The sequence below is a fragment of the Gorillibacterium sp. CAU 1737 genome, from assembly GCF_039888655.1.
Lineage (GTDB): Bacteria > Bacillota > Bacilli > Paenibacillales > NBRC-103111 > Gorillibacterium.
In genome coordinates this window covers 101,561-123,010 of sequence record NZ_JBDQQO010000005.1, presented here as the reverse complement: position 1 = coordinate 123,010, position 21,450 = coordinate 101,561, and the positions used below count along the sequence as shown (strand labels likewise).

Here is a 21,450-nt window from a genome sequence, read left to right as displayed (position 1 = left end):
TTAAGTCCTTTTATTTTCAAATTACCTAGTAGATAAGATTCTGAATAATTTAACCACGAGAATACATTTGCTACACTTAATTAAGTTTATTAGAAATGAGAACTGGCAATATTACTAGCTCCTCAAGGTTACGCATTGATTTCTTAAAGCGTATTTCGTGAAGTGACAATTCTATATTATATTCTTGAGTTAGAAGCAGTCGATTGCACTATTATAGGTGCTAGGCCCATCAGAAAGTAATGCTTGCATTTCGGGAGCATTTATGAAGAATCTGTGGTAGAACGATATTGCGACTCATCTAGTGGGGGGAATAAATTGTGAATATTGAAACCTTGCTTTCAGAACACCTAAAAAAATTCGAATCGGCTCCATTTCTATTCGTTGGTTCTGGTTTTTCAAGAAGATATCTTGGACTAGAGGATTGGCATGGCCTACTAAGGAGGTTTGCCTCCTTTAGTGAAAGACCATATGAGTACTTTGTATCCTCTACCGAAAGTGGCGCTGCAGAACAAGTTGCCTCTTTATTAGCTAATGAATTTCATCCTCACTGGTTTCAAAGCGATAGTTATAAAGTAAGCCGGGATAAAAACATCTCCAAAGTGATCGACCGAAGTTCGCCCTTGAAAATTGAAATTGCTAATTACTTAAATGATAAAGCTTATATTCAAGGCCATTCCACTTCGTTAGATGCTGAAATTCAGAGCTTGTTAGAGGTTAGCAAGAATAATAGTATTGACGGAATTATTACGACAAATTGGGATACCCTCCTTGAGCAACTTTTTACGGAATCAGGCTTCAAAAAATACGTTGGTCAAAAGGAACTCTTATTTACCAGTTCTCAAGAGATTGCTGAAATATATAAGATTCATGGGTGTTGCACTGAACCAAATTCTCTTGTATTAACAGAAGAAGACTATAGACACTTTAACGAGCGTAATCCTTATTTGGCAGCAAAATTATTAACAATCTTTATTGAGCATCCTGTCCTTTTTGTAGGCTACTCCATTTCAGACGAGAATATTCAATCCATACTTGGTTCAATTACCGCTTGCTTAACTAACGAGAATATTGGAAAACTACGTGATCGTTTAATATTTTTGGAACGGGCAAAAGAAGGAGAAGAAGATGCTTTCTATGATGCACCTATGGTTATAAACACCACTAATCTCCCTATCACTCGAATTAGAGCTAATAGTTTCGAGCCAGTCTATAATGCCCTAGCTCAATATAAAAGGAAATACCCCGCAAAAGTAATGCGAAAGATGAAGAGTCAAATATATGAAATGATCTTAAATAATGATCCGCGTGGTCAATTACATGCGATCATTGACTTGGACAGGGATGATATTGATTTAAGTACCGTTGAATTTGTTGTGGGGGTCGGAATTACTCAACAGTTATCTACAAAGGGTTACGAAAGCATTTCCCCAAAAGAACTTTTTGAAGGCATTATCTTTGATAATCATCTTGATCCAGTACAGGTCGTCAAAAAAACGATTCCTCAAGTACTTAAAAATGACGGGTTTATTCCTGTGTTTAAGTATGTTGCCGATAGTCAGCTTATTAAAACAGATTTAGATGATAAGATACAGACCCGACTAGAAATTGATTTTGATCATTTTTTAACACAAACTGTTAGATCAAAGGGTGCCCACGTTTCTATGCATTACAATACAATCGAGGAATTGCAAAAGAACTATCCGCTTCATATGACAATTGAATTAATCCCTATGCTTGGTGAGAACGGAATTGACAAAAAAGAACTACTCTCCTTCATCACCGAGAACTTTAAGTTAATCGAATCAAAAGATACATTAATACGCTCTAATTTCAGAAAGTTAATACGTGTATATGATTACTTAGAAAATGCCGCGAGGATATCCTACGCTGACGATAAATAGTAGAACTTTTCTGTGAAATGCGTAACCTTCCGGTTATTTGCATTTTGAAAGGTGCCATTTTTCAGCAAGCAGAGATGCTCGCCATCCAAAGTATTCACAAATCGTTTAGAACATTTGTTTGCATCGACCTTGAACCATTTTCAAGGTCGATGTATAATTAAACGTATTACAAAAATGAGACTGAAAAACGTAAAACGGAGGATATACACATGGCAAGAAATATATCAAATAATCCAAGAGAGAACACTGTTAGTATCAGGCTAACATCTGAAGAAAGACAGGATATGGAGACTCTCGCAAAGGATTTGGGCTTCCGAACGATCAGTGACTATCTTCGACACCTACATACTTCACAAACTCGTCAGAACATTAATAAAGTTGAGGATGCCATTCCAAAGGAATCCACAATTCAGGAGTTCTACCGTACGAACTTAGGGAAGATGTATTGTGGGAACAGTCTGGATTTCTTATTTAATGTTGCAGAAAAAGACTCTGTCGATCTGATCATGACCTCCCCCCCCTTTGGCCTAGTCAGAAAAAAACAATATGGCAATGAAGATGCTGATAAATATTGTGATTGGTTCCGACCATTTGCTGAGGGATTCAAGCGAGTACTAAAAGATACAGGAAGCTTAGTCATTGATATCGGAGGTGCATGGATACCGGGATCACCTACACGTTCATTGTACCACTTCGAGCTTTTATCAATGCTTGTTAAAGAATATGGATTTCATCTTTGTCAAGAACATTACTGGTGGAACCCATCAAAGTTACCTACTCCAGCAGAGTGGGTAAATGTGCGTCGAGTTAGGGTTAAGGATGCGGTAAATACTGTCTGGTGGTTATCTAAGACACCTTTTCCTAAAGCAAACAACCGCAGGATATTGTCACCTTACAGCGACAGCATGCTCGAGTTACTAGAAAATGGTTACCAAGCAAAGGAGAGACCTTCAGGTCATGTTATATCGGACAAATTCTCAAAAAACAATGGAGGGGCCGTCCCCCCTAATCTCCTAGCCATTGCAAATACAGAATCGTCTGGTCAGTATCAAGATTATTGTCGTGAACATGGATATCCGATTCACCCAGCACGTTTCCCGGATCAACTACCTGAATATTTCATTAGATTTTTAACTGATCCGGGAGATATTGTTCTTGATCCATTTGGGGGTTCTTGTGTAACCGGAAAAGTCGCAGAACAACTTGGTCGTCACTGGAACTGCATCGAATTAAATGCTGGCTATTTACAAGGAGCTATTTCCCGGTTTGAAACTGCCACGGCTACTGATCAGAAGGATGGGAAGAAAAGTAAAAAAGCCAAAACTAAATCAAAATCAGTTAAGTATGAAATTTGGGCACCTTGCTCACTTCCGCTAAACGATAACGAAGAACCATTAATTGCAGATGGCGGTCAAAAACGTCCAGAACCAAAAACCATTCAAGAAGAATCCAAAGATTCTCAAGAAGTGGAACAATTAGTGTTTAGTAGCTCAGACCAGTGAAGCAGTTTGTTATTCTTTAACCCATTGATATCTGTAAAGTAAATAAACCTTTTATCAAATGTTTGAGTAGCAGGGTCATCGTGGTCTAATAATTCGTTATATGTCCCACGATGAGCTACGATAATGCAGCTTTGGTTAAGTAACTGAACTGCATTCGGGTCAGATTCAGGATGCAAGTCTCGGGCGTATCGCACAATCTGGCCACTTGCATCAAGCACTGCTTGTGGCAACGATGAATACGACTCAAAATACTTACATTCAAATAGTGTTACGACTTTCCGATTACAGCACACTGCAACATCCGCTCGACTATCACCAGACTTCACCCCAATACTGGTGGCAATTTGCCTTGACCAAAGTTCAGTTGGGTCCAATTGCTCACGAGAACGTTGAGGAATGGTATACTGCCAGTAAACTTCAAATGGACCAATAACGGCTACTGGTCTACCGGACACAATTGGAAATGACAAATTCACAGAATGCCCTGAAGCTGTGCTCAGTGCATCAGCCGCAGCAATGGCTGTTGCTAGTTCGAGACGTTGCCAATATTCAAGATTTGCAATGAGGGTTTGGGAGAGGCAGGAGATAATTGCTTCTTCCTGCCCTCTTTCAATTCCCTCTAGTAAATCGTAAACTTTAATTGCTTCTTGATAGATCGGAACCCTCGCTTTTGAGGCTGCTCTTAAAACTGAGCCATTTGGCCGCTTCTTCCCTGAAGGTGTTAACAATATGTCATGAAGAGCTTCATTCCTTAAAGCTTGTTCGATCAAATTGATTTTTTTATTAAACCAATCGAACTTTTCGAGTTGTTTATATGATCGTCGAGCTGAGAGCAAAATATGAAATGCCTCGGACAAAAGCCATGCAACTAATTGATTAGGTTGTGAGTTGGATGTTAAGTTGGGTTCAAGCACCACGAATAAAGTAGGGTTTAGCGTACGAATTTGAGCCAGCATTGTTGCCCCTGCATTAATTGACCCGGTTATCTCCCCTATACGCTCAAATTCTTCATAAGTAATTGTAGTCGTAAGACGGCGCGGTGAATGAACAACGACATTCGCCACTTCCTCTATACCACTGGATAACGCCCAATAATATCGAAGCATCTCCAGATTCATGGTATCAGTACTAAAATAACTTGAAAAGTTGTCTCCCGTCGCAGTGGCTGATCTTAGACATCTTACAATTCCCGTAATGCATAATTGCGTAACCTCGTCATGTAGAACATCACTATTCATGCGACAATATCAGCCATTTCAACTTCTAATGCTTGACGCCTGGCTGCTCCTAAACTCCAGTTATGGCTGATTTCGGTTATAAAGGTTTCAGCTTCAAATCGCCTGATACCATCAAGCAGCGGCAGGATGTACATACCTAATGCTGCAAGAAGTAAATCCTGCATCTCCTCGTTTGGAACGGTAAGAAGATCAATACCAGGCTTCATTTCATTGAGTGTGCGTATAATGTCAATAATAGGTGCTCCACCAATTTGACGGACTTTATTGACCGCAGCCCACATATCTGCAATTGGATTTGGAACTGTTCCGGCATCTTCTCGGTTCAAGATGCTTTTCGTGAATTGGTCAAGATTTTCGGGTACACCTATTTTTATCCAAGCAAAACGTCTAGATAATGCGTAACTAATCTGCCCAAGTTGAGATTTATCTACTGTGTTAAGAGTAGCGATAAGGCGCCACTCTTGTCCAGGACACCATTCATGGGCTTCAGGTTCCTCTTTTGAGCCGGGGTAAATGACATGAAATGGGCTATCATCACGTTGAATGTCTAATTTATATGGCAATGTAGAAGCCTGCCCACTCAAAACAGAAAACAGTGGGCCAATAACCTTATCAATAGGGCACCGGTTAAGTTCATCTATTACGATGGGGCGATCAAAATTTCGGAGAATTGCTCCTGGTACAAAGCCTATCTTTCCATCTCCTATCGGCTGATACCCTCCAATTAGTTCCTGGCTTGTCCAAGATGAGGAAGCTGTAAGCATCTCGTAAGTAGCTGTACTGGACAGTTCTTGGGCTATATACTGAGCCAACGTAGTTTTACCTGTTCCCGGCGGGCCATAAAAGATGATATGTCGCTTGCCAGATCGCAATGCTGCTCTTATTTGTGCATATATAGTTTCAGAAATACCTTGTAAATCAGATTTCGGTTCGATTTCTGGAATAGTATAAACAGTTTCGACTTGCGGGCTGCCGACGATAAGCCGTACATCATCACCTATTTGATTTAGAGCGTCATCCGAACTTTCATATAGTGTAGTTGTCATAAGTTCTCCACCTCAGTACCGTTCTCTAATAACTTCTTAAGTGCTTCTGATGCTTCCAAATAGGTTATAGCTTCTCCATTGCTTAATAAAATAGAGTCGTTTTCGACATCCGTTTTTACTATTCCAAGTAAGGAAAACTTAAAAGTCCTCCGTTGGTAAAGAATTGATTGGTCATTTGGATCGAAATTTGCTATAGTCTCAGAAGAATTCCCCGAAGGTAATGGACGAGGAAAAATTAGGAACATTACCCACTCCCATTCAGGAAATTCGTATTGTTCTTCGCCTGTTTTAATCGCTGCAATGATGCGGAACATCATTGCTGAGCAATTGCCTTCACGGTTATTTATGTATCCTATAGTTTTTGCGGAAGGAAAAAGAGCGCCGTCTTGCTTTTTAGCAAAATTCGCGGTCACCTCTTCATCGTTCTTCTCGAATTGTATAATCCAGCGCGGAGGTTTCGATGTTACCCTTTGAGGCTCTTCCCAAAACCCTGTACTGTTGCTTAATGTCTCAGCTAATCCGTCTTGTTTGAATCCTGCAGTCTTTACAGTTAATTCGCGAACCCTGAATTCATTCTCAATCTTCCTTTTAACCGCCCTATAAACGTCCAAGGTGTTACCAGCCATTTATTTATTCCTCCAGTGCTACATGGCATGTATATAAAATCAATGTTCTTTATGACATTTAGACTAGTATTTCGACTCATTTAGTCAAACTACCTGCAATTATGTAGAAATTGATCGGAGATTTTATTCTATCTTCGATTCAATCCTCCTTCTTAGCTACCCAGCAATGGCCATCTTGGTCAACATACAAATCGTATTCTTCGGAGTTATATTCCACCCTATTCTTATGAACCTTTAAAAACTTTATAGCCGCCTCCGCCATTTGCTCGTACTCAGTACAAAGTTGTTGAAAATCATTCATCAGGTTCTCAATCTGTCCCCTTTTAATATCCATCATGTGAATCGTGATACGTATTGATTGGGTTTTTGTTTTAGTAAGAACGCCAATATACCTTCCTTTTTCTTCAATTAATTGGGCGTTTTCTTCATAAGAATTCTGCACTAATTTCCTTAAGTTTCTACGACTAAAGAAATCGTATATATCAGTCATCTTAAGCCTCCATAATTTATTTTTCTCCCATAATACACTGGCCATTTGTAAAATTCTCAGTTTACCCGCTGCTTCAAACTGCTAAGTTTTTTCCATCAACATTACTAATGTCGTATAGCGGCATAAATCAATTCTATATTATTACATTGAGACAGCCAGATAGACTTATAAGCATGTCTATAGAGCTTCCGTTTACGTTCCTGCTTTCCTTTGAACATAAGCGGACAATCGGCTGTAATAAAAGATATAGGAGATGATTCAAATGCCAGCCAACATCGAAACCATGTTCTACGTAAGGCAAGCTCCATGGCATGGACTTGGAAATCTTGTCGAGCACGCACTCAGTTCAGAAGAAGCACTTCTAGCCGCCGGACTGGATTGGGAAGTTATCCAGAAATCCATCCAAACCGAGGATTACACCGAAATCCCCGGCTACAAAGCAAACATCCGAGCAACCGATCAGCGGTTGCTCGGTGTCGTTTCGGACAGGTACAAAATCGTTCAGAACCATGAGGCGTTTGCTTTTACCGATGAATTGCTTGGTGAAGGAGTACGCTTCGAGACTGCAGGAAGTTTGCAAAACGGCAGGAAAGTATGGCTACTTGCACGCCTGCCGGAAAACTACATCATTGCTGGAGATTGCATCAATCCCTACCTGATATTCTCCAACAGCCATGACGGCAGTGGAAGTATCAAGGTGGCGATGACGCCGATTCGTGTCGTTTGCCAAAACACCTTGAATCTGGCTCTTCAAAATGCCAAGCGAATTTGGACAACCATTCATACCGGAGATATTCATGCGAAGCTGGACGAAGCACGGAAGACGCTGCTTTATGCCGAATTGTACATGGACAGGCTAGGAGCAGAAGTTGATCGGCTAAATCGCATTAAAATTTCCGATCACAAAGTCAAGGAGTACATGGAACTGCTACTGCCTTTGCCGGATGACGCGACAAAGATACAGGAGCGAAACGTTCAACAGCTGCGGGAGGATTTTCAGGCCCGATATTTCGATGCACCTGATCTGAAGGCGGTTGGGAAAACCGGGTATCGGTTTATCAATGCCGTTTCAGATTTTGCCACACATTCCAAGCCGCTTCGGGATACAGCTTCCTTCAAGGAAAACCTGTTTCTTCGGACGATGGAGGGTAATCCGCTGATTGATAAAGCTTATGAACTGATCTTGGCGTCGGCCTGATGTGGAGGTTGCCTATGTCGGAACAAATTCCATACGAATTCAGACGGCTGCTGGCAGACTCGCTTTGCGAAAAACCCGGCAGCTATATTATGGAGCAATTGTTTTCTGTGTTCCCAAGAACCGAGGATTTGATCGAAGCTACGGAACAAGAATTGGCTGCATCGATCAAAGGCATAGGGCATACAAAGGCCCGTCAAATAGTGGCCGCACTGTCACTCGCTCGATCCTTAACAGCTTCCCCCCTTCCTTCTGATAAAATCGTTTCCCCCGCCGATGTATACAGGCTAGTGGAGCCGGAACTGCGTTTTGCGAAAAGGGAACACTTCATCTGTCTGTTTCTGAATACAAAAAACATGATCATCGCCAAGGAACTGATTGCCCTTGGAAGCCTTAACGCTTGCATAGTTCATCCAAGAGAGGTATTCCGCCAAGCCATTAAACGTTGCAGTTCTTCAATCATTTGTGTGCACAACCATCCGAGCGGCAATCCCGAACCAAGCCCGGAAGATGTCGAGATCACCAAAAGATTAATGTCTGCCGGAACAATCATAGGCATTGACGTGCTGGATCATGTCATTATCGGCGATCAACGTTATATCAGCTTAACAGAACGCGGGTTAATGTCCCCCACATATTAACCCGCGTAGCCTTTATTCGGAGGTGCTTTTAAATTGATGTCCACAGCAATTAAATTTCACGCAGATATTCTTGTTGAAACCGAGCGGTTGTCGTACGATCAATGGCTGAACTATCGCCGCGGCGGAATCGGCGGCTCGGATATTGCAGCAATTTGCGGTTTATCCAAGTGGCGAACACCGATTCACGTTTACGCTCCAAGAGCATCGCTCGACAGGCTCAACAGCTCCATTAACTGGTCAAACCACTGCACTTGTCCACCTCGCACTTAATCTATGGAATGGTAAAGAATTTGATCTTACCGAAGGCTTAACTATCTGGGACTACGAACTATACCGCGTTGCACTACAAGCGATAGAAATACGAAGACATACACCGGAGCTTATCATTCAATAATATTCGTAATTTTAGGAGGCTAAACCAAATGAACAATACAGCACACACTATGAAGCTTAACCAACTTAATAATCATAACACTCTTACATTTTCTGAAGCCTGGGAATTTATTTTTCAAGGCAAGATCTCCAAGGACAAACTTTATAGCGAAGTACGGGCAGGCAGGATCCCACACTTTCGTATAGGAACCAAGATTTATTTTAGAAGAACCACATTAGACGCTTGGTTTCAAGAGCAAGAACGCATCAGCTTACGATAATTTCACAAATGTCAGAAAAGCTCGTCGTTCTCACGAGCTTTTCTGATTAGGCATCACTTGATTGTCCAACAAAAAGCTAAATTGGAATTAGGAGGTAACCCGATGGCAAGTATAGAAAAACGCGGAGAAAATTCTTGGAGGCTCGTAGTCGAGACTGGATATGATCCGAGTGGTAAGCGCCTCAAACGTTACAAAACGATCAAAATCGAAGATCAGGCGCTGTTAAAAACCACAAAGCGATTGAAAGATCATCTGCAAGAAGAACTTATGAAGTTCAAGATTGAAGTAGAAGCCGGAGAATATATTGCACCTGAGAAGATGACGTTTGGGGCATTTGTGAAAGAATGGGAAGACAAATATGCAAGTAAACACTTGGCAGAAAAGACCTTATACACTTATCAATCTAACCTAAAAAATAGAATTCTTCCGGCATTTAGTCATTTGCGGATCGACCAAATCAAAACCATGCACATCGTTAGCTTTATAAACTCATTATCAGATGAGGGTAAAAGGCTAGGGTTTAGAAAGGGAAATTTATCTGCCGGTACAATTGAGATCAATCATCGGATATTGAAAAATATTTTCAAACGTGCTGTCGAATGGAAATTAATCAAAGACAATCCGGTTGCTGGAGCGAAGAAGCCTCTCGTCAAACACAAGCAAATTATTCCCTATGATGAAGATGAAGTTCAGGACCTCTTACTTGCATTACAGAAAGAGCCGATACATTGGAGAATCATGATTACCTTAGCCCTTACAACGGCGCTAAGAAGAGGAGAGTTATTAGCCTTAGAGTGGAAACATGTCGATTGGAACACAGGTACTATTGATGTCTTGCAAAGCGTTTCAATGTCACCTGCTGGTAATGCGCATGTAAAAGAGCCGAAGACTAAAAACTCAAAACGGAAGGTATCACTTCCAAACTCCATGTTGGAAGAGCTGAGAGAGTATTATCTTCATAAAATTAAAGAACGTGATAAAATTGGAGACCGATGGCAAGGTGGGGACTACTTTTTCATGTTCTGTCATCCTGATGGAAAGGCCTTCCACCAAGAGCGACCTTACCTATGGTTCCGTCACTTCATCAAGAAAAACAAATTGAGGTACATTCGATTCCATGACCTTCGCCATACTTCAGCTACATTACTCATTAATCAAGGAGTACACGCTAAGATCATTTCCGAAAGACTTGGACATGGGAATATCAATACCACTATGAACGTTTACGGCCATGCATTAAGATCAGCCGATCAGTCAGCGGCTGACAAGTTCGAAACTATCCTATTACGAAAACAGGGACAACAGGGACGGAAATAACTTCCGTCCCCGTTTCGTCCCCAAATCCCCTAACCACCTACTCAAAACCCTTATAGATCAAGGAACAAACAGCCTCAACATGCACCGTATGCGGGAACATATCCACCGGTGTAACCTCGTCGACGCGATAGCCGCCATCAACGAGGACGCGCAGATCCCGCGCGAGGGTGGCGGGATTGCAGGACACGTACACGATGCGCTCGGGCTGCATGGCGAGCATCGTGTCAAGCAGAGCGGTGTCGCAGCCCTTACGGGGCGGGTCGACGACGATGACGTCCGGCGTGATGCCGTCGGCACGCCACGCCGGGATGATCTCTTCGGCCTTGCCGACGGCGAAGTCGACGTTGGCGAGGCCGTTCAGCGCCGCGTTGCGGCGGGCGTCGGCGATGGCTTCGGCGACAATCTCGACGCCATAGACGCGGCCGGCATGCTGCGCGAGGAAGAGCGAGATCGTCCCGATGCCGCAATAGGCATCGATGACGGTTTCGCCGCCCGTCAGCGCGGCATAGTCGAGGGCGGTGCGATAGAGCACCTCCGTCTGCACGGGGTTGACCTGGTAGAACGAACGGGCGGAGATGGCGAATTGAATGTCGCCAATGTAGTCGTGGATCACTTCGCTGCCCCACAGGACATCGGTGCGATCGCCGAAGATGACATTCGTCTGGCGTGTATTGCGGTTCAGGCAGATGCTTTTCACCCCAGGGAGTGCTTTGCGAATCTCTTCGACAAAGGTATCCGCATGCGGCAGCTTGTCTCCATTGATCACCAGCACCACCATGATGTCTCCCGTGCGGAAGCCAATCTTTGCAACCACATGACGAAGCAAGCCTTGGCCGGTTTCTTCCTGATAAGCATTTACGCCAAGCCGACGAGCTATCGCCTTCACCTTGTTTACGACCTCATCGTTGGCCTCGTGCTGGATCATGCAAGCATCCATGTCGATGATGCGATGACTCCCCTGCGCGTAAAAGCCGCCCACCAGACCGCCCTGCTCTTCCCCAAGCGGAACCTGAGCCTTGTTCCGATAGTTCCACGGATCGGACATACCCAACACCGGATGAACGGAAATTGGCTGTTGATGCCCCAAATTGGACAACTCACCCCTATCCGCTGAGTGAACCCGCGATTGCTCCTCCGTTGAATCAACGACAGCGACAATCGCATCCGAATGATCTTGCTGAACCGTTCCCGAAGTAAGCCCGAGGTTGAGGTTCCCCTCTTTGGCCACGGGAAGCTTGCCGATCCGTTCCAGCGCATCGACGACGATCTGCCGCTTGTGACGAAGCTGGGCTTCATAGCTCAAGTGCTGGAGCTGACAGCCCCCGCAGGCGTGGAAGATCGGACAGGGAGCCGCTACGCGGTCCGGGCTTGCCTCGATCACGTCCAACAGCTTGGCATAGCCGTACTGCTTCTTCACCTTCAAGACGCGAACCCGAACCTTCTCGCCGGGAAGCGCCCCCGCTGCAAAAAGGGTGAACCCGTTCACCCGAGCGACGCCTTCCCCATCATGCGTGAGGCCGATGACCTCTGCTTCGTATTCGCCATTCTTGTCTACCGGAAGATCACGAATCTCCAATTGCGTTCTCCCGGGCTCGCTGGATCTCCCGGACTCATGATTTCCTCTTCCGCTCTTTCCCTCTTTCGCCCTTCCGGGCACGGAGGATGATCCGGCTTGCCGTTCCTTCTTCCAAGGGGTGCGGCTCGTTTTGTTTTGCTTGCTCATGGGGGTTTCCACTCCTCAATGAAATGCCAATGGAAAGAGAAAAAGGGAGCGGCAAGCGCCCCCGATTGCTCTATGTATGGTTAATCTTTATGCCTAAGTATAGGCTTGCGTTAAGTATGGGTCGCCTGCTGATGGTGCTCTGATGATACCAGCTGATTACTGGCTCGACTTGCTTGCCGTTCGCCTGCCCGCTAATCTACTCGTCCAGCCCCTCCAGGAGCTTGGGCGGAATCTGGTGGTGCCGGCTTCCCGTCTTGTACGAGAATTGGCCGGATTCGTCCGCGAAGACCTCCAGGTGCGACGGCAGGACCGAGATATTCACCGGGAGCGTGCCGCCGTACTCCCCGTCCAGGTTCAATTGGACGTAATCCGGGGAAGTGACGTTCAACTTCGACGTACGAATATACTTTAGATGCGGATCATTCAGATGATCGCCGCGCATGGCGGAGGTGACGATGCGGATGAACTCCGCAAGGTTGCACTTGCGCAGCAGGATCAGGTCGAGCTTGCCGTCGTTCAGGCTGGCATCCGGCACGAGCTTCTCGAAGCCGCCGACCGAGTTGCTGTTCGAGGCAAGGAAGAGCATAATCTCCTCCTCGATCGTCTCCGTGTCCGTCTCGATGGTCGCCTTGATCGGCTTGAAGGACGGGAGCTTCTCCAGCCCCTTCACATAGTACGCAAGCTGGCCGAGCACCGTCTTCAGACGGCTTGGCACCTCGTAGGTCAGCTCCGTCAGCGACCCGCCGCCGGCGATGTTGATGAAGTACTTCTCGTTGACCTTCCCGATGTCGATCGGGACCGTCTGGTTGCGGGTAATGAGGTCGCACGCCGCCTCAAAATTGCGAGGAATGCCGAGCGCCCGTGCAAAATCATTGGTCGTCCCGAGCGGCAGGATGCCGAGCTTCGGTCGATAGGGCTGTTCCGCGAGTCCGTTGATGACCTCATTCAGCGTGCCGTCGCCCCCGGCGGCAATGACGACATCGAAGCCGCGCTCCACCGCTTCATGTGCGGCGAGTACAGCGTCTCCTTCGCCCGTTGTGGCGTGAGTGGACGTCTCCAGTCCTCCCCGCTCGAGCCGCTGAAGCACCTCCGGAAGCTTCCGGCGCATCGCTTCCCGCCCCGATGTGGGGTTATAAATCAACCTAGCCCGTTTCTTCATTCCCAACCACCCTATATGCAGTTTGTCCTGATTTCGCCAGTCTTCTTCATCCTGGAACAAGCTTATCCAGGAGTTGCGTGAACTGCTCCAGAAGCCAAACCGAGATCATGGGGCTTGGGAGCAGGGCTCCTTCCATATACGCATACTGGCCATGGCTTTCCGCGAGCCGGGAGGGGATCACCTGATGGGTGAACACTCCTTCGCTGAGGAAAACCGGGATTACCCGGACCATCCGGTCCGGCGCTTTGGAAGACAGGCGATCCACCTTGCGGCGCACCTCTTCGGAGTCCGGCAAGAGCAGAGCCGTCTTGGCTTCTCCGTATCCCGCCATCGCCTGCAGGCGAGCGGCCAGCTTGCGGATCATCCGGCGGTAGCGGCGCTCGAGCCGCGGATCCGAGCTTCCATGAGCGACGAGCAGGAGAGCTTCCTTCGTCGGGTCCGCCTGCTGCTCTTCTATTTTAGCATAGATGATTTGAGCGAGGATAGCATCCTCTTCCAGCGGCTGCCCCATATGCACCCTCGACCGCAGCGCAAGGGACGGGATCCTCTCCCGGGCATAGGATGAATCGGCCGCAGCCGAAATCTCGGCTTCCGCTTCCTCTTCCTCCAGCGAGTCCGGGACGAACCGCACCCCGAAGGCCTGAGCAATCTCCTCCACATGGCTGCTGCCTGAGGAAACAAACAACGGAAGGACGAGAAGGTCGGTTACCCCCTGCGCTTCCAGCTCGCGAACGCCGTCCTGAATCAGGCGGCCTTCCACTTGCTCGAGAAAACAGCAAGAAACCGGCGTTCCTTCGGGAAAAGGAACCCCGGCCACCGCTGTATCGACGAGCCTCACCCATTCGGAATCACGAGACCCGTGGCTGACAATGAGTACTCCATAAGTAGACATCTGAATCGCCGGCTTACCGATCGAGCCGTTCCAGTGCCATTTTGTACCCGTCATTGCCGTAGTTGAGGCAGCGTTTCACGCGGGAGATGGTTGCAGTGCTGGCGCCGGTCTCGGCTTCAATCTGGTTATAGGTATTGCCCTTGCGGAGCATGCGAGCGACTTCCAAGCGCTGAGCGAGGGACTGGATTTCATTCACCGTGCACAGGTCATCGAAAAAGACGTAGCATTCGTCCATATCCTTCAAAGTCAGAACGGCTTCGAACAGCTGGTCGATGGATTTGTCGTTGAGTTTTTTGAGCTGCATAGTGCGGTCTCCTTCATCGTGCGATACCTTATCTTTTCGATATGAAAAAGATAAATTCCTGCCGATTCGTTTTGAGTCTGTAAAATTTTTAAGCGTTAGCGCGCTAAATTGCACAAAAGCGGAAAAACTGGGGCATTCGTCCATACGAAACAAGTGCCTACCTCATAGATTATATACAAACACCCATAAAAGGAAAAGGGTTGTGGTTCAAGATGACTATACACCAATCGGGTTACTCCCGGCAACAAGCGGGAGCCCGCGCGGCAAACGCCCGCCCGGCTCCCTCGTATGCTCCGGCTCCTGCCCCCGCTCCTGCGGCAGCGCCGATCCAGGCCGGCGGCTATCCGGCCGCCCCCGGCCTCTGGGACGCTTCCGCCGCAAGCCGTGCCTTCCCCGGCGGCTTCTCGCTTCCGCCTGCCGGAACCGCCGGCATCCCCGGCTTTCCCGGCGGCAACCTCTTCGCGCCCGGCGGCTTCGCCGGAGCCCCGCCCGCCCTGCCAGGCGCAGCCCTTGGCGCCGGACGTCCTCCCGCCTTACCCGGCGCGGGCGGCGGGCTGTTCGGCGGTCGACCGCCGGCACTCCCCGGTGCCGCACCTGCCGGTGGCGGAGGAGGCGGCATTGGCAACCTCCTCTCCAACCTCCTCGGCGGTGGCGGAGGGGGAGGCGGAGCCGGTGGGGCCGCGGGCTTCCCTGGCGCCGCCGCAGGTGCTGGGGGTGCCGGCGCCCTTCCGGGCGGAATCGGCGGCATCCTCCAGAGCATGGGCGGTATCGAAGGGCTGATCGGCACCATCACCAAGGTGCAGAAGCTTGCCGGAACCGTGCAGCAGCTGGCGCCCGTGTTCAAGCTGTTCTCCAGCCTCGGCAAGTCCTCCTCTGGTGACGACGACGGCGACGGCCTCGCACCGGTGAAGCGACGCCGCCGCAAACGGCGCAAGAGCGGCGGCACCTCAAAGAAGAGACGCGGCACCTCCAAGAAAGGCCGCGCCAAAAAACGCAGCCCTCGGCGATAACCGGGGGCCCTCCCTCTACCGTGTCAAGCTCATGGAGTCTGCTTGACGCGGTAGAGGCTTTGTTCGTATTGGACAGGAATGTGACTTCCTGCCAGCTCGGCAGGGAGAGGCTTCCAGCTCCAGGAGGCTTTGTCGAAGAGAAGCCGGGTGTCTGCACCGGCAGTGCCGCTTTCCACAGAACTCCCGCCAGAACCCTCACCAATTTTCACGGCAAGCAATTGAGGGCCAAAGGGCTGGACCCTATACCCGTTGTTCCCTTCGCCCCCGCTGGGTAAAGGAGGCAGCACGCGATCCCGGAGCTTCTGACTCTTGGCAAGCGGGTCCCAATACCGATAGCGATCCGTGCCAACCGCCCCTTCTCCTTTTCGTTTCATCTCCTGCACGTACACGCCCTGTTCATCACCAGCCACCCAGCGAGTGTTTGGGGAGGTGATCGTAGCCCCGCCCTCCTGTTCAAACCAAGTCACAGGCGTTCCCTCCTGCATGCCTCTCCAGAAGATACCGGACCGAGTGATGTGCGGAAGTGCCGTTTGCGCGTTGTACAGTCCTTTTTCATACGTGTCGGTAAAAGCCCTTTCCCTGCTGATCTCTCGCCGTCCTTGCTCTGCATAGCGGATAACCTCAACCGGGAACTGATACTCCTCGCCTTCAAAATGCACATACCCCACGTAAAGACGATCCTTCGCCCGATCATAGGCGGTAAAGGAAGGCGTCACGCCCTCCATCGAGCTTAGGGGTTGAACGGCCTTTTTCCCTTCTTGTCGAGTGTCATATTCCAGTACGGCGTTGCCCTCTGTGAATAAGAAGCGATTCTGATCCAGCCAATGAATCGGACTTTTATCCACCGCATCGAAAAACATCAGCGGCTCCAAGATGCGCGGCGGCTGGCCTTTGCGTTCCAGGATCAAGGCGTACTCGAACCCCTTCGCATCGCCGTCTGCGGGCAGGAGGGGAACAAAACCTACGTAGGACGAACGGTCCGGCGAAAACGAAACCCGATCATAGAACCCGTCGAGCTTGCTCCAGGTGACGGCTTCTCCTTTTCCTGCCTCGGCCCAACGGGCTTCGGGTTTTCGAACCATCTCGATGATCGGCGGCCCAGACCGAGAGAGCGAGCTCCCCGATTCTCCAAAAAGATTGGTTAGGGTAATCCTGCTTGATTTTTCGTTCATGGGAAGAGTGACTCGCAAACGGAATTCATCCAGCCACTCGTGACCTTCCCCCTCGATACGAACCTCCTTCTTCCGGATGGGCTCTGAAAAGGTGATCACCGCAGTGGTTTGCGTTGGAGAGAGAAGAATTTGATAAAAAGGCATTTTATTGCTCAGCAGCGCCAGCCCATCCGTTTCCATTGCCAGAGGATTAGGAGGGGTTAACGTAATGGGGGGAAGATCACCCATTTCCAGAACAACGGGTTTCTGCAGCTTTGGAAGCTCCCATCGGAACTCGAACTTTGAATAATCGGGATTGGGGAGCGTGAGCTCGAGCGGCACTCCATCCACCCGAATATACGAGAGAAGCTGCTTCAGATCCTCCTCAGGCATCGGCTTTACCTTGATGAAGCCGTAGGGCACCCCCAGATTGACCGCATAGCTTCGAGACTCCCATGGAAGGTTCCCCGCTTCAAATTCTACAATGCGCCACGAAGAAGAGTCATCCCGCTGATAAAAAGAGACTTCCGTCACCATATCCCGAAAGCTTGGGATCATCGCCGCCGTAGTGGATGGTTGGACGGTAGGGCTCGCGGACGCTCCAATGGTTGATGAATGCGGAGGCGACTCCACCGTTGCAGCCGATGTGGCCGATGGAACGGCATTCGTTCCTTCCCGCCCATCACAAGCCGTTAACCCCCAGACCGCCAGCCCTAGCAAAACGGCAACCGCCATCCCCCTCCACCAGCGTTTCTTCCTGATTCCAATCCTCTCTTCCACCGCCGCACCCTCTTTATCCGGTTTTCTCCGCAGGTTTCATTCTTCGTGTTCTTCGCTGACACTTTTTCCAACATATGCTACCAAGAAGACGTGATTCGAAGTGTGTTGGTTGCATAAGAAAAAAGCCCCCCGGCGATAACCAGGGGCCCTCCCTCTACCTACGTCAAGCTCATGAAGTCCGCTTAACGCGGTAGAGGCTTTGTTCATATTGGACAGGAATGTGGCTTCCCGCCAGCTCGGCGGGGAGAGGCTTCCAGCTCCATGTGGATTTATCGAAGAGAAGCCGGGTGTCTGCACCGGCAGTGCCGTTTTCCACGGAACTCCCACCAGAACCCTCGCCCATTTTCACCGCAAGCAATTGAGGGCCAAATGGCTGGACCTTATACCCGTTGTTCCCTTCGCCCCCGCTGGGTAAAGGAGGCAGTACCCGATCTTGGAGCTTCTGGCTCTTGGCAAGCGGGTCCCAATACCGATAGCGATCCGTGCCAACCGCCCCTTCTCCTTCTTGTTTCATCTCTTGTAGGTATACACCCTGTTCATCGCCGGCCACCCAGCGGGTGTTTAGGGAAGTGATCGAAGCTCCGTCCTCCTGTTCGAACCAAGTCACGGGCGTTCCCTCCTGCATGCCTCTCCAGAAGATCCCGGACGGAGTGATGTGCGGCAATGCTGATTGCGCGTTGTACTTCCCTTTTTCATAAGTGTGAGTAAAGGCCCTCTCCCTGCTGATCTCTCGCCGTCCTTGCTCCGCATAGCGGGTAACGTCAATTGGAAACTGCTGCGCCTCGCTATTAAAATGCACATACCCCACATAAAGACGATCCTTCACCCGGTCATAGGCGGTAAAGGAAGGCGACACGCCCTCCATCAAGCTTAGGGGTTGAACGGCCTTCCTCCCTTTTTGTCGAGTGTCATATTCTAGAACGGCGTCGCCATTCGTGAACAAGAAGCGGTTCTGATCCAGCCAATCAATTGGATCGTTGTCCAGCGGATCGAAAGATACCACCGGCTCTAGAATGCGCGGCGGCTGGCCTCTGCGTTCCAGGATCAAAGCGTATCTGGAGTCCTTCGCATCTGTATCCACCGACTGGAGGGGAACAAAGCCTACGTAGGACGAGCGGTCTGGTGAAAACGAAATCCGATCATAGAACCCGTCGAGCATGCTCCAACTGATGCCCCCTTCTTTTCCTGCCTCGGCCCAATAGGCTTCCGGCTTCTGAATCACCTCGACTATTTGGAGACCCGGCAAACGCACTCCCTGGTTCATGGTTGCTGATCGATAGGAGAGTGTCACTCGGCCTGATTTTTCGTTCCGGGGCAGAGTGATTTGCAGACGACGTTCACCCAACCACTTGTGGTCCCCCCTTCCTTCCATGCTCAGCTCCTCCCTGCGAATCGGCTCCGAAAAGGTGAGCACCGTCGTCTTAATCGTTGAAGGCAGCAGAATTTGATAATAAGGCGCAGCACTCCGCAGCAGCACTGGCCCATCTGTTTCCATAGTGAACGGATGGGGTGGAGTTAGCGTAATGGCGGGAAAATCACCGATCTCCAAAACCGCTGGCTCTTGCAGCCTTGGAAGCTCCCAGCGGAACTCGAACTTATCATAATCGGGGTTGGAGAGCGTGAGCTCAAGCGGCTCTCCATCCACCCGAATATACGGAAGAAGCTGCTTCAGATCCTCCTCAGGCATCGACTTGAACTTGATGAAGCCGTAAGGCACCCCCAGATTGACCGCATAGCTCTGAGACTCCCTTGGAAATCCCCCCGCTTCAAAGCCCACAATGGGCCACGCAGAAGAGTCATCCTGCTGAAAAAAGGAGACTTCCTCCACCAAATCCCGAAAGCTCGGGATCATCGGCACTGTTTCGGATGGTTGGACGGTGGGACCCGCGGACGCTCCCGGGTTTGGCGAAGGCAACCCGACCGTTGCGGCCGATATGGCCGATGGAGCTGCTTTCTTTCCTTCCCGCCCATCACAAGCCGTTAACCCCCAGACCGCCAGGCCTAGCAAAACGGTAACCGCCATTCCCACCCACCAGCGTTTCTTCCTGATTCGGATCCCTTCTTCCACCGCCGCACCCTCTTTATCCAGTTGTTCTCCACAGGTCTCGTTCATCGAGTTCCTCGCTTATACTCTTTCCAAAATATGCTATCAAGAAGACGTGAATCGAAGCGAGTTGGTTGCATAAGAAAAAAGCCGCCGCATGTCGCGGCGACTCTCATATGCGTGATTTAGATACAGCGCGATGGACTTCCTCAGGAGCCCGACGAAACGGGAACCGTTCCGTAGTACTCCTCCAGGGTGATGCCCTTCTCGCCGATCTCCTTGGAGATCTCTTCGCCTACGTAGCGAAGATGCCAGGCCTCGTAGGTGTAACCGGTGATGGCTTCCTTGCCTTCCGGGTAGCGGATGATGAACCCGTACTCCGTCGCATGGGCGGCCAGCCATTCTGCTTCCGGGGTATCTGCGAAGCCGGGCTCGGCGGCAAACTTGCCGTCACTGCCGGATACGTCGATGGCGAGGCCGGTCTCATGCTCGCTGTGGCCCGGGACGGCGCTGTAGGTCTTCGCCTTTTCCTCGCCGTCCTTCTCCACATAGCGGTTAAACACTGCCGTTTGTGTCGCATGGGAGCGATAGGCCGATACTCCAGCCAGGTAGATGCCGTCTTGCTTGGCAGCGGCGAACAGCTTTTCGAGGGCGGCGGCCGCTTCCTTGCGCATCATGCGCTTCTCGATCTTTTCCTTGAACAGAAAGGGAACGTCCGGGTAGACGAGGTCATCCGGCGAATAGTCGTCCGGCAAAGCATACTCCTTGTTAACGAGCACTGCGGTACTGGCCGGATCGGTGATGACAGGACGCACTTCCGGAGAAGGGGAGGCCGCTACGATGGAGGTCGAAGTCGGCTCTCCGCTCGTCGAAGAGGCGGATGGAGTTGCCTCCTCCTTGTCACAGCCCACCAGAAGGGAAGCAACCAGCATCGAGGACAGGAGGGCGGCGGACAGTTGCTTTTTACGCAGGTTCATCTTAGGGATCTCCTTTGGAATGGACGTCATCGACAGGAAAAGACCGCCCGGAGGCCGGACGGTCTTGCAGTCGAACGGTCTGGATTGCGTCTGGCTCCGCCGCTAAGAGACTGCGACGAAAGGAGCTCCTTAATCCCGGGAGAACCCGAGCAGACGGAGCACATACAGGAACAGGTTGATGAAGTCAAGGTACAGGTTCAGCACGGCGAACGGAATCATTTCCTCTTCGAGGCCATGCTTGTAATGCGAGATATCATACAGGATGTAGCCGGAGAAAATCAGCGTGCCGCCGATGGCGATGCCGAGTCCAAGCGTGCCGCCGAAGCCGCCGGTGAACAATCCGATGACGCTAAAGCCGATCAGGGTGATAACCCCCATGACGAGGAAGCCGCCCAAGAAGCTGAAGTCCCGCTTGGAATAGTAGGCGTATGCGGTCAGGCCGCCGAAGATCAGCGCCGTGATCAGGAACGCGGTGTTCACGAGCGAGAACCCGCCTTGGGCCGAATAATGCGCGACCGTCGGGTACAGGGTAATACCGCTGATTAGCGCAAAGCTGAACACGAACGGATACCCGATTGCTTTCTTGCGGCGACGAACGAAGAACGCCGAGATGATCATCACGAACTCGACGACCACGAGCGGAATGAACAGGATGGTTGGAATAAACATTCCCACCAGGGTGCCGAGGAACGACACCAGGATCGAAAGCGTAAACATTTTCAGGAGCTTATGGAAGGATGAGTTGTATTCCCTCTCATAGCCGATTGATTGCTGTTGTTCGAAATCCAAACGAATTCCCAC

Annotated in this window: 20 protein-coding genes; 8 read left to right on the top strand and 12 right to left on the bottom strand. The window is 49.6% G+C overall.

Features of this window, described 5'->3' with window-relative positions:
* The first annotated feature begins 317 nt into the window (after positions 1 to 317).
* Complete coding sequence (locus AAFN83_RS12235) at positions 318 to 1,901, top strand: SIR2 family protein (RefSeq protein ID WP_347769695.1); 1,584 nt, start codon at positions 318 to 320, stop codon at positions 1,899 to 1,901.
* A 209-nt stretch (positions 1,902 to 2,110) separates the two neighbouring features.
* Positions 2,111 to 3,403 carry a DNA-methyltransferase gene (locus tag AAFN83_RS12230; protein WP_347769693.1) on the top strand — a complete coding sequence of 431 codons (1,293 nt, stop codon included), beginning with the start codon at positions 2,111 to 2,113 and terminating at the stop codon, positions 3,401 to 3,403.
* Here the strand turns inward: AAFN83_RS12230 and AAFN83_RS12225 are convergent.
* The 4 genes from AAFN83_RS12225 to AAFN83_RS12210 all read right to left on the bottom strand — a co-directional run bounded on the left by AAFN83_RS12225 (position 3,361) and on the right by AAFN83_RS12210 (position 6,803).
* The gene (locus AAFN83_RS12225) at positions 3,361 to 4,521 is read right to left on the bottom strand and encodes a hypothetical protein (protein ID WP_347769691.1); all 1,161 of its coding nucleotides are present in this window, start codon (positions 4,519 to 4,521) and stop codon (positions 3,361 to 3,363) included. The genes AAFN83_RS12230 and AAFN83_RS12225 overlap by 43 nt on opposite strands.
* Positions 4,522 to 4,637: 116 nt before the next feature.
* Entirely contained in the window at positions 4,638 to 5,687 is a 1,050-nt protein-coding gene (locus AAFN83_RS12220; RefSeq protein ID WP_347769689.1) for an AAA family ATPase, read from the bottom strand.
* Positions 5,684 to 6,313 (bottom strand): hypothetical protein, encoded by a 630-nt coding sequence (locus AAFN83_RS12215; RefSeq protein WP_347769687.1) that lies wholly within the window; start codon positions 6,311 to 6,313, stop codon positions 5,684 to 5,686. The genes AAFN83_RS12220 and AAFN83_RS12215 overlap by 4 nt, the downstream gene beginning before the upstream one ends.
* Before the next feature lie 139 nt (positions 6,314 to 6,452).
* Entirely contained in the window at positions 6,453 to 6,803 is a 351-nt protein-coding gene (locus AAFN83_RS12210; RefSeq protein ID WP_347769685.1) for a hypothetical protein, read from the bottom strand.
* Positions 6,804 to 7,065: 262 nt separating this feature from the next.
* On the opposite strand from AAFN83_RS12210, the gene AAFN83_RS12205 reads away from it, so the two are divergent.
* From AAFN83_RS12205 to AAFN83_RS12185, 5 genes are all read left to right on the top strand, one after another.
* Entirely contained in the window at positions 7,066 to 8,001 is a 936-nt protein-coding gene (locus AAFN83_RS12205) for a DUF932 domain-containing protein (protein ID WP_347769683.1), read from the top strand.
* Between the two features lie 14 nt (positions 8,002 to 8,015).
* The gene (gene radC, locus AAFN83_RS12200; RefSeq protein WP_347769681.1) at positions 8,016 to 8,639 is read left to right on the top strand and encodes a RadC family protein; all 624 of its coding nucleotides are present in this window, start codon (positions 8,016 to 8,018) and stop codon (positions 8,637 to 8,639) included.
* A 36-nt stretch (positions 8,640 to 8,675) separates the two neighbouring features.
* On the top strand, positions 8,676 to 8,909 hold the full coding sequence (locus AAFN83_RS12195; RefSeq protein ID WP_347769679.1) for a YqaJ viral recombinase family protein: 234 nt from the start codon (positions 8,676 to 8,678) through the stop codon (positions 8,907 to 8,909).
* A 152-nt stretch (positions 8,910 to 9,061) separates the two neighbouring features.
* Complete coding sequence (locus AAFN83_RS12190; RefSeq protein ID WP_347769677.1) at positions 9,062 to 9,292, top strand: helix-turn-helix domain-containing protein; 231 nt, start codon at positions 9,062 to 9,064, stop codon at positions 9,290 to 9,292.
* Between the two features lie 102 nt (positions 9,293 to 9,394).
* Positions 9,395 to 10,609 (top strand): tyrosine-type recombinase/integrase, encoded by a 1,215-nt coding sequence (locus AAFN83_RS12185; protein ID WP_347769675.1) that lies wholly within the window; start codon positions 9,395 to 9,397, stop codon positions 10,607 to 10,609.
* Between the two features lie 37 nt (positions 10,610 to 10,646).
* Here AAFN83_RS12185 and rlmD read toward each other — a convergent pair whose 3' ends face one another.
* From rlmD to AAFN83_RS12165, 4 genes are all read right to left on the bottom strand, one after another.
* Positions 10,647 to 12,332: a 23S rRNA (uracil(1939)-C(5))-methyltransferase RlmD gene (rlmD, locus tag AAFN83_RS12180; RefSeq protein ID WP_347769673.1), complete on the bottom strand. Its 1,686-nt coding sequence runs from the start codon at positions 12,330 to 12,332 to the stop codon at positions 10,647 to 10,649.
* Between the two features lie 196 nt (positions 12,333 to 12,528).
* Positions 12,529 to 13,491, bottom strand: a complete 963-nt coding sequence (locus AAFN83_RS12175) for a diacylglycerol kinase (protein ID WP_347769671.1) — start codon at positions 13,489 to 13,491, stop codon at positions 12,529 to 12,531.
* A 46-nt stretch (positions 13,492 to 13,537) separates the two neighbouring features.
* Entirely contained in the window at positions 13,538 to 14,383 is an 846-nt protein-coding gene (locus AAFN83_RS12170) for a sirohydrochlorin chelatase (RefSeq protein ID WP_347769669.1), read from the bottom strand.
* Between the two features lie 13 nt (positions 14,384 to 14,396).
* Positions 14,397 to 14,687 (bottom strand): YerC/YecD family TrpR-related protein, encoded by a 291-nt coding sequence (locus AAFN83_RS12165; RefSeq protein ID WP_347769667.1) that lies wholly within the window; start codon positions 14,685 to 14,687, stop codon positions 14,397 to 14,399.
* Positions 14,688 to 15,445: 758 nt separating this feature from the next.
* On the opposite strand from AAFN83_RS12165, the gene AAFN83_RS12160 reads away from it, so the two are divergent.
* Positions 15,446 to 15,697: a hypothetical protein gene (locus AAFN83_RS12160; protein ID WP_347769665.1), complete on the top strand. Its 252-nt coding sequence runs from the start codon at positions 15,446 to 15,448 to the stop codon at positions 15,695 to 15,697.
* A 29-nt stretch (positions 15,698 to 15,726) separates the two neighbouring features.
* On the opposite strand, the gene AAFN83_RS12155 is transcribed toward AAFN83_RS12160, so the two are convergent.
* From AAFN83_RS12155 to AAFN83_RS12140, 4 genes are all read right to left on the bottom strand, one after another.
* Positions 15,727 to 17,628, bottom strand: a complete 1,902-nt coding sequence (locus AAFN83_RS12155) for a hypothetical protein (RefSeq protein WP_347769663.1) — start codon at positions 17,626 to 17,628, stop codon at positions 15,727 to 15,729.
* 169 nt (positions 17,629 to 17,797) lie between these two features.
* A complete protein-coding gene (locus tag AAFN83_RS12150) occupies positions 17,798 to 19,741 on the bottom strand; it encodes a hypothetical protein (protein WP_347769661.1) in 1,944 nt (647 codons plus the stop codon).
* A 140-nt stretch (positions 19,742 to 19,881) separates the two neighbouring features.
* Positions 19,882 to 20,649: a M15 family metallopeptidase gene (locus tag AAFN83_RS12145; RefSeq protein ID WP_347769659.1), complete on the bottom strand. Its 768-nt coding sequence runs from the start codon at positions 20,647 to 20,649 to the stop codon at positions 19,882 to 19,884.
* A gap of 129 nt (positions 20,650 to 20,778) precedes the next feature.
* A complete protein-coding gene (locus AAFN83_RS12140; protein ID WP_347769657.1) occupies positions 20,779 to 21,438 on the bottom strand; it encodes a Bax inhibitor-1/YccA family protein in 660 nt (219 codons plus the stop codon).
* Between the last annotated feature and the right edge of the window lie 12 nt (positions 21,439 to 21,450).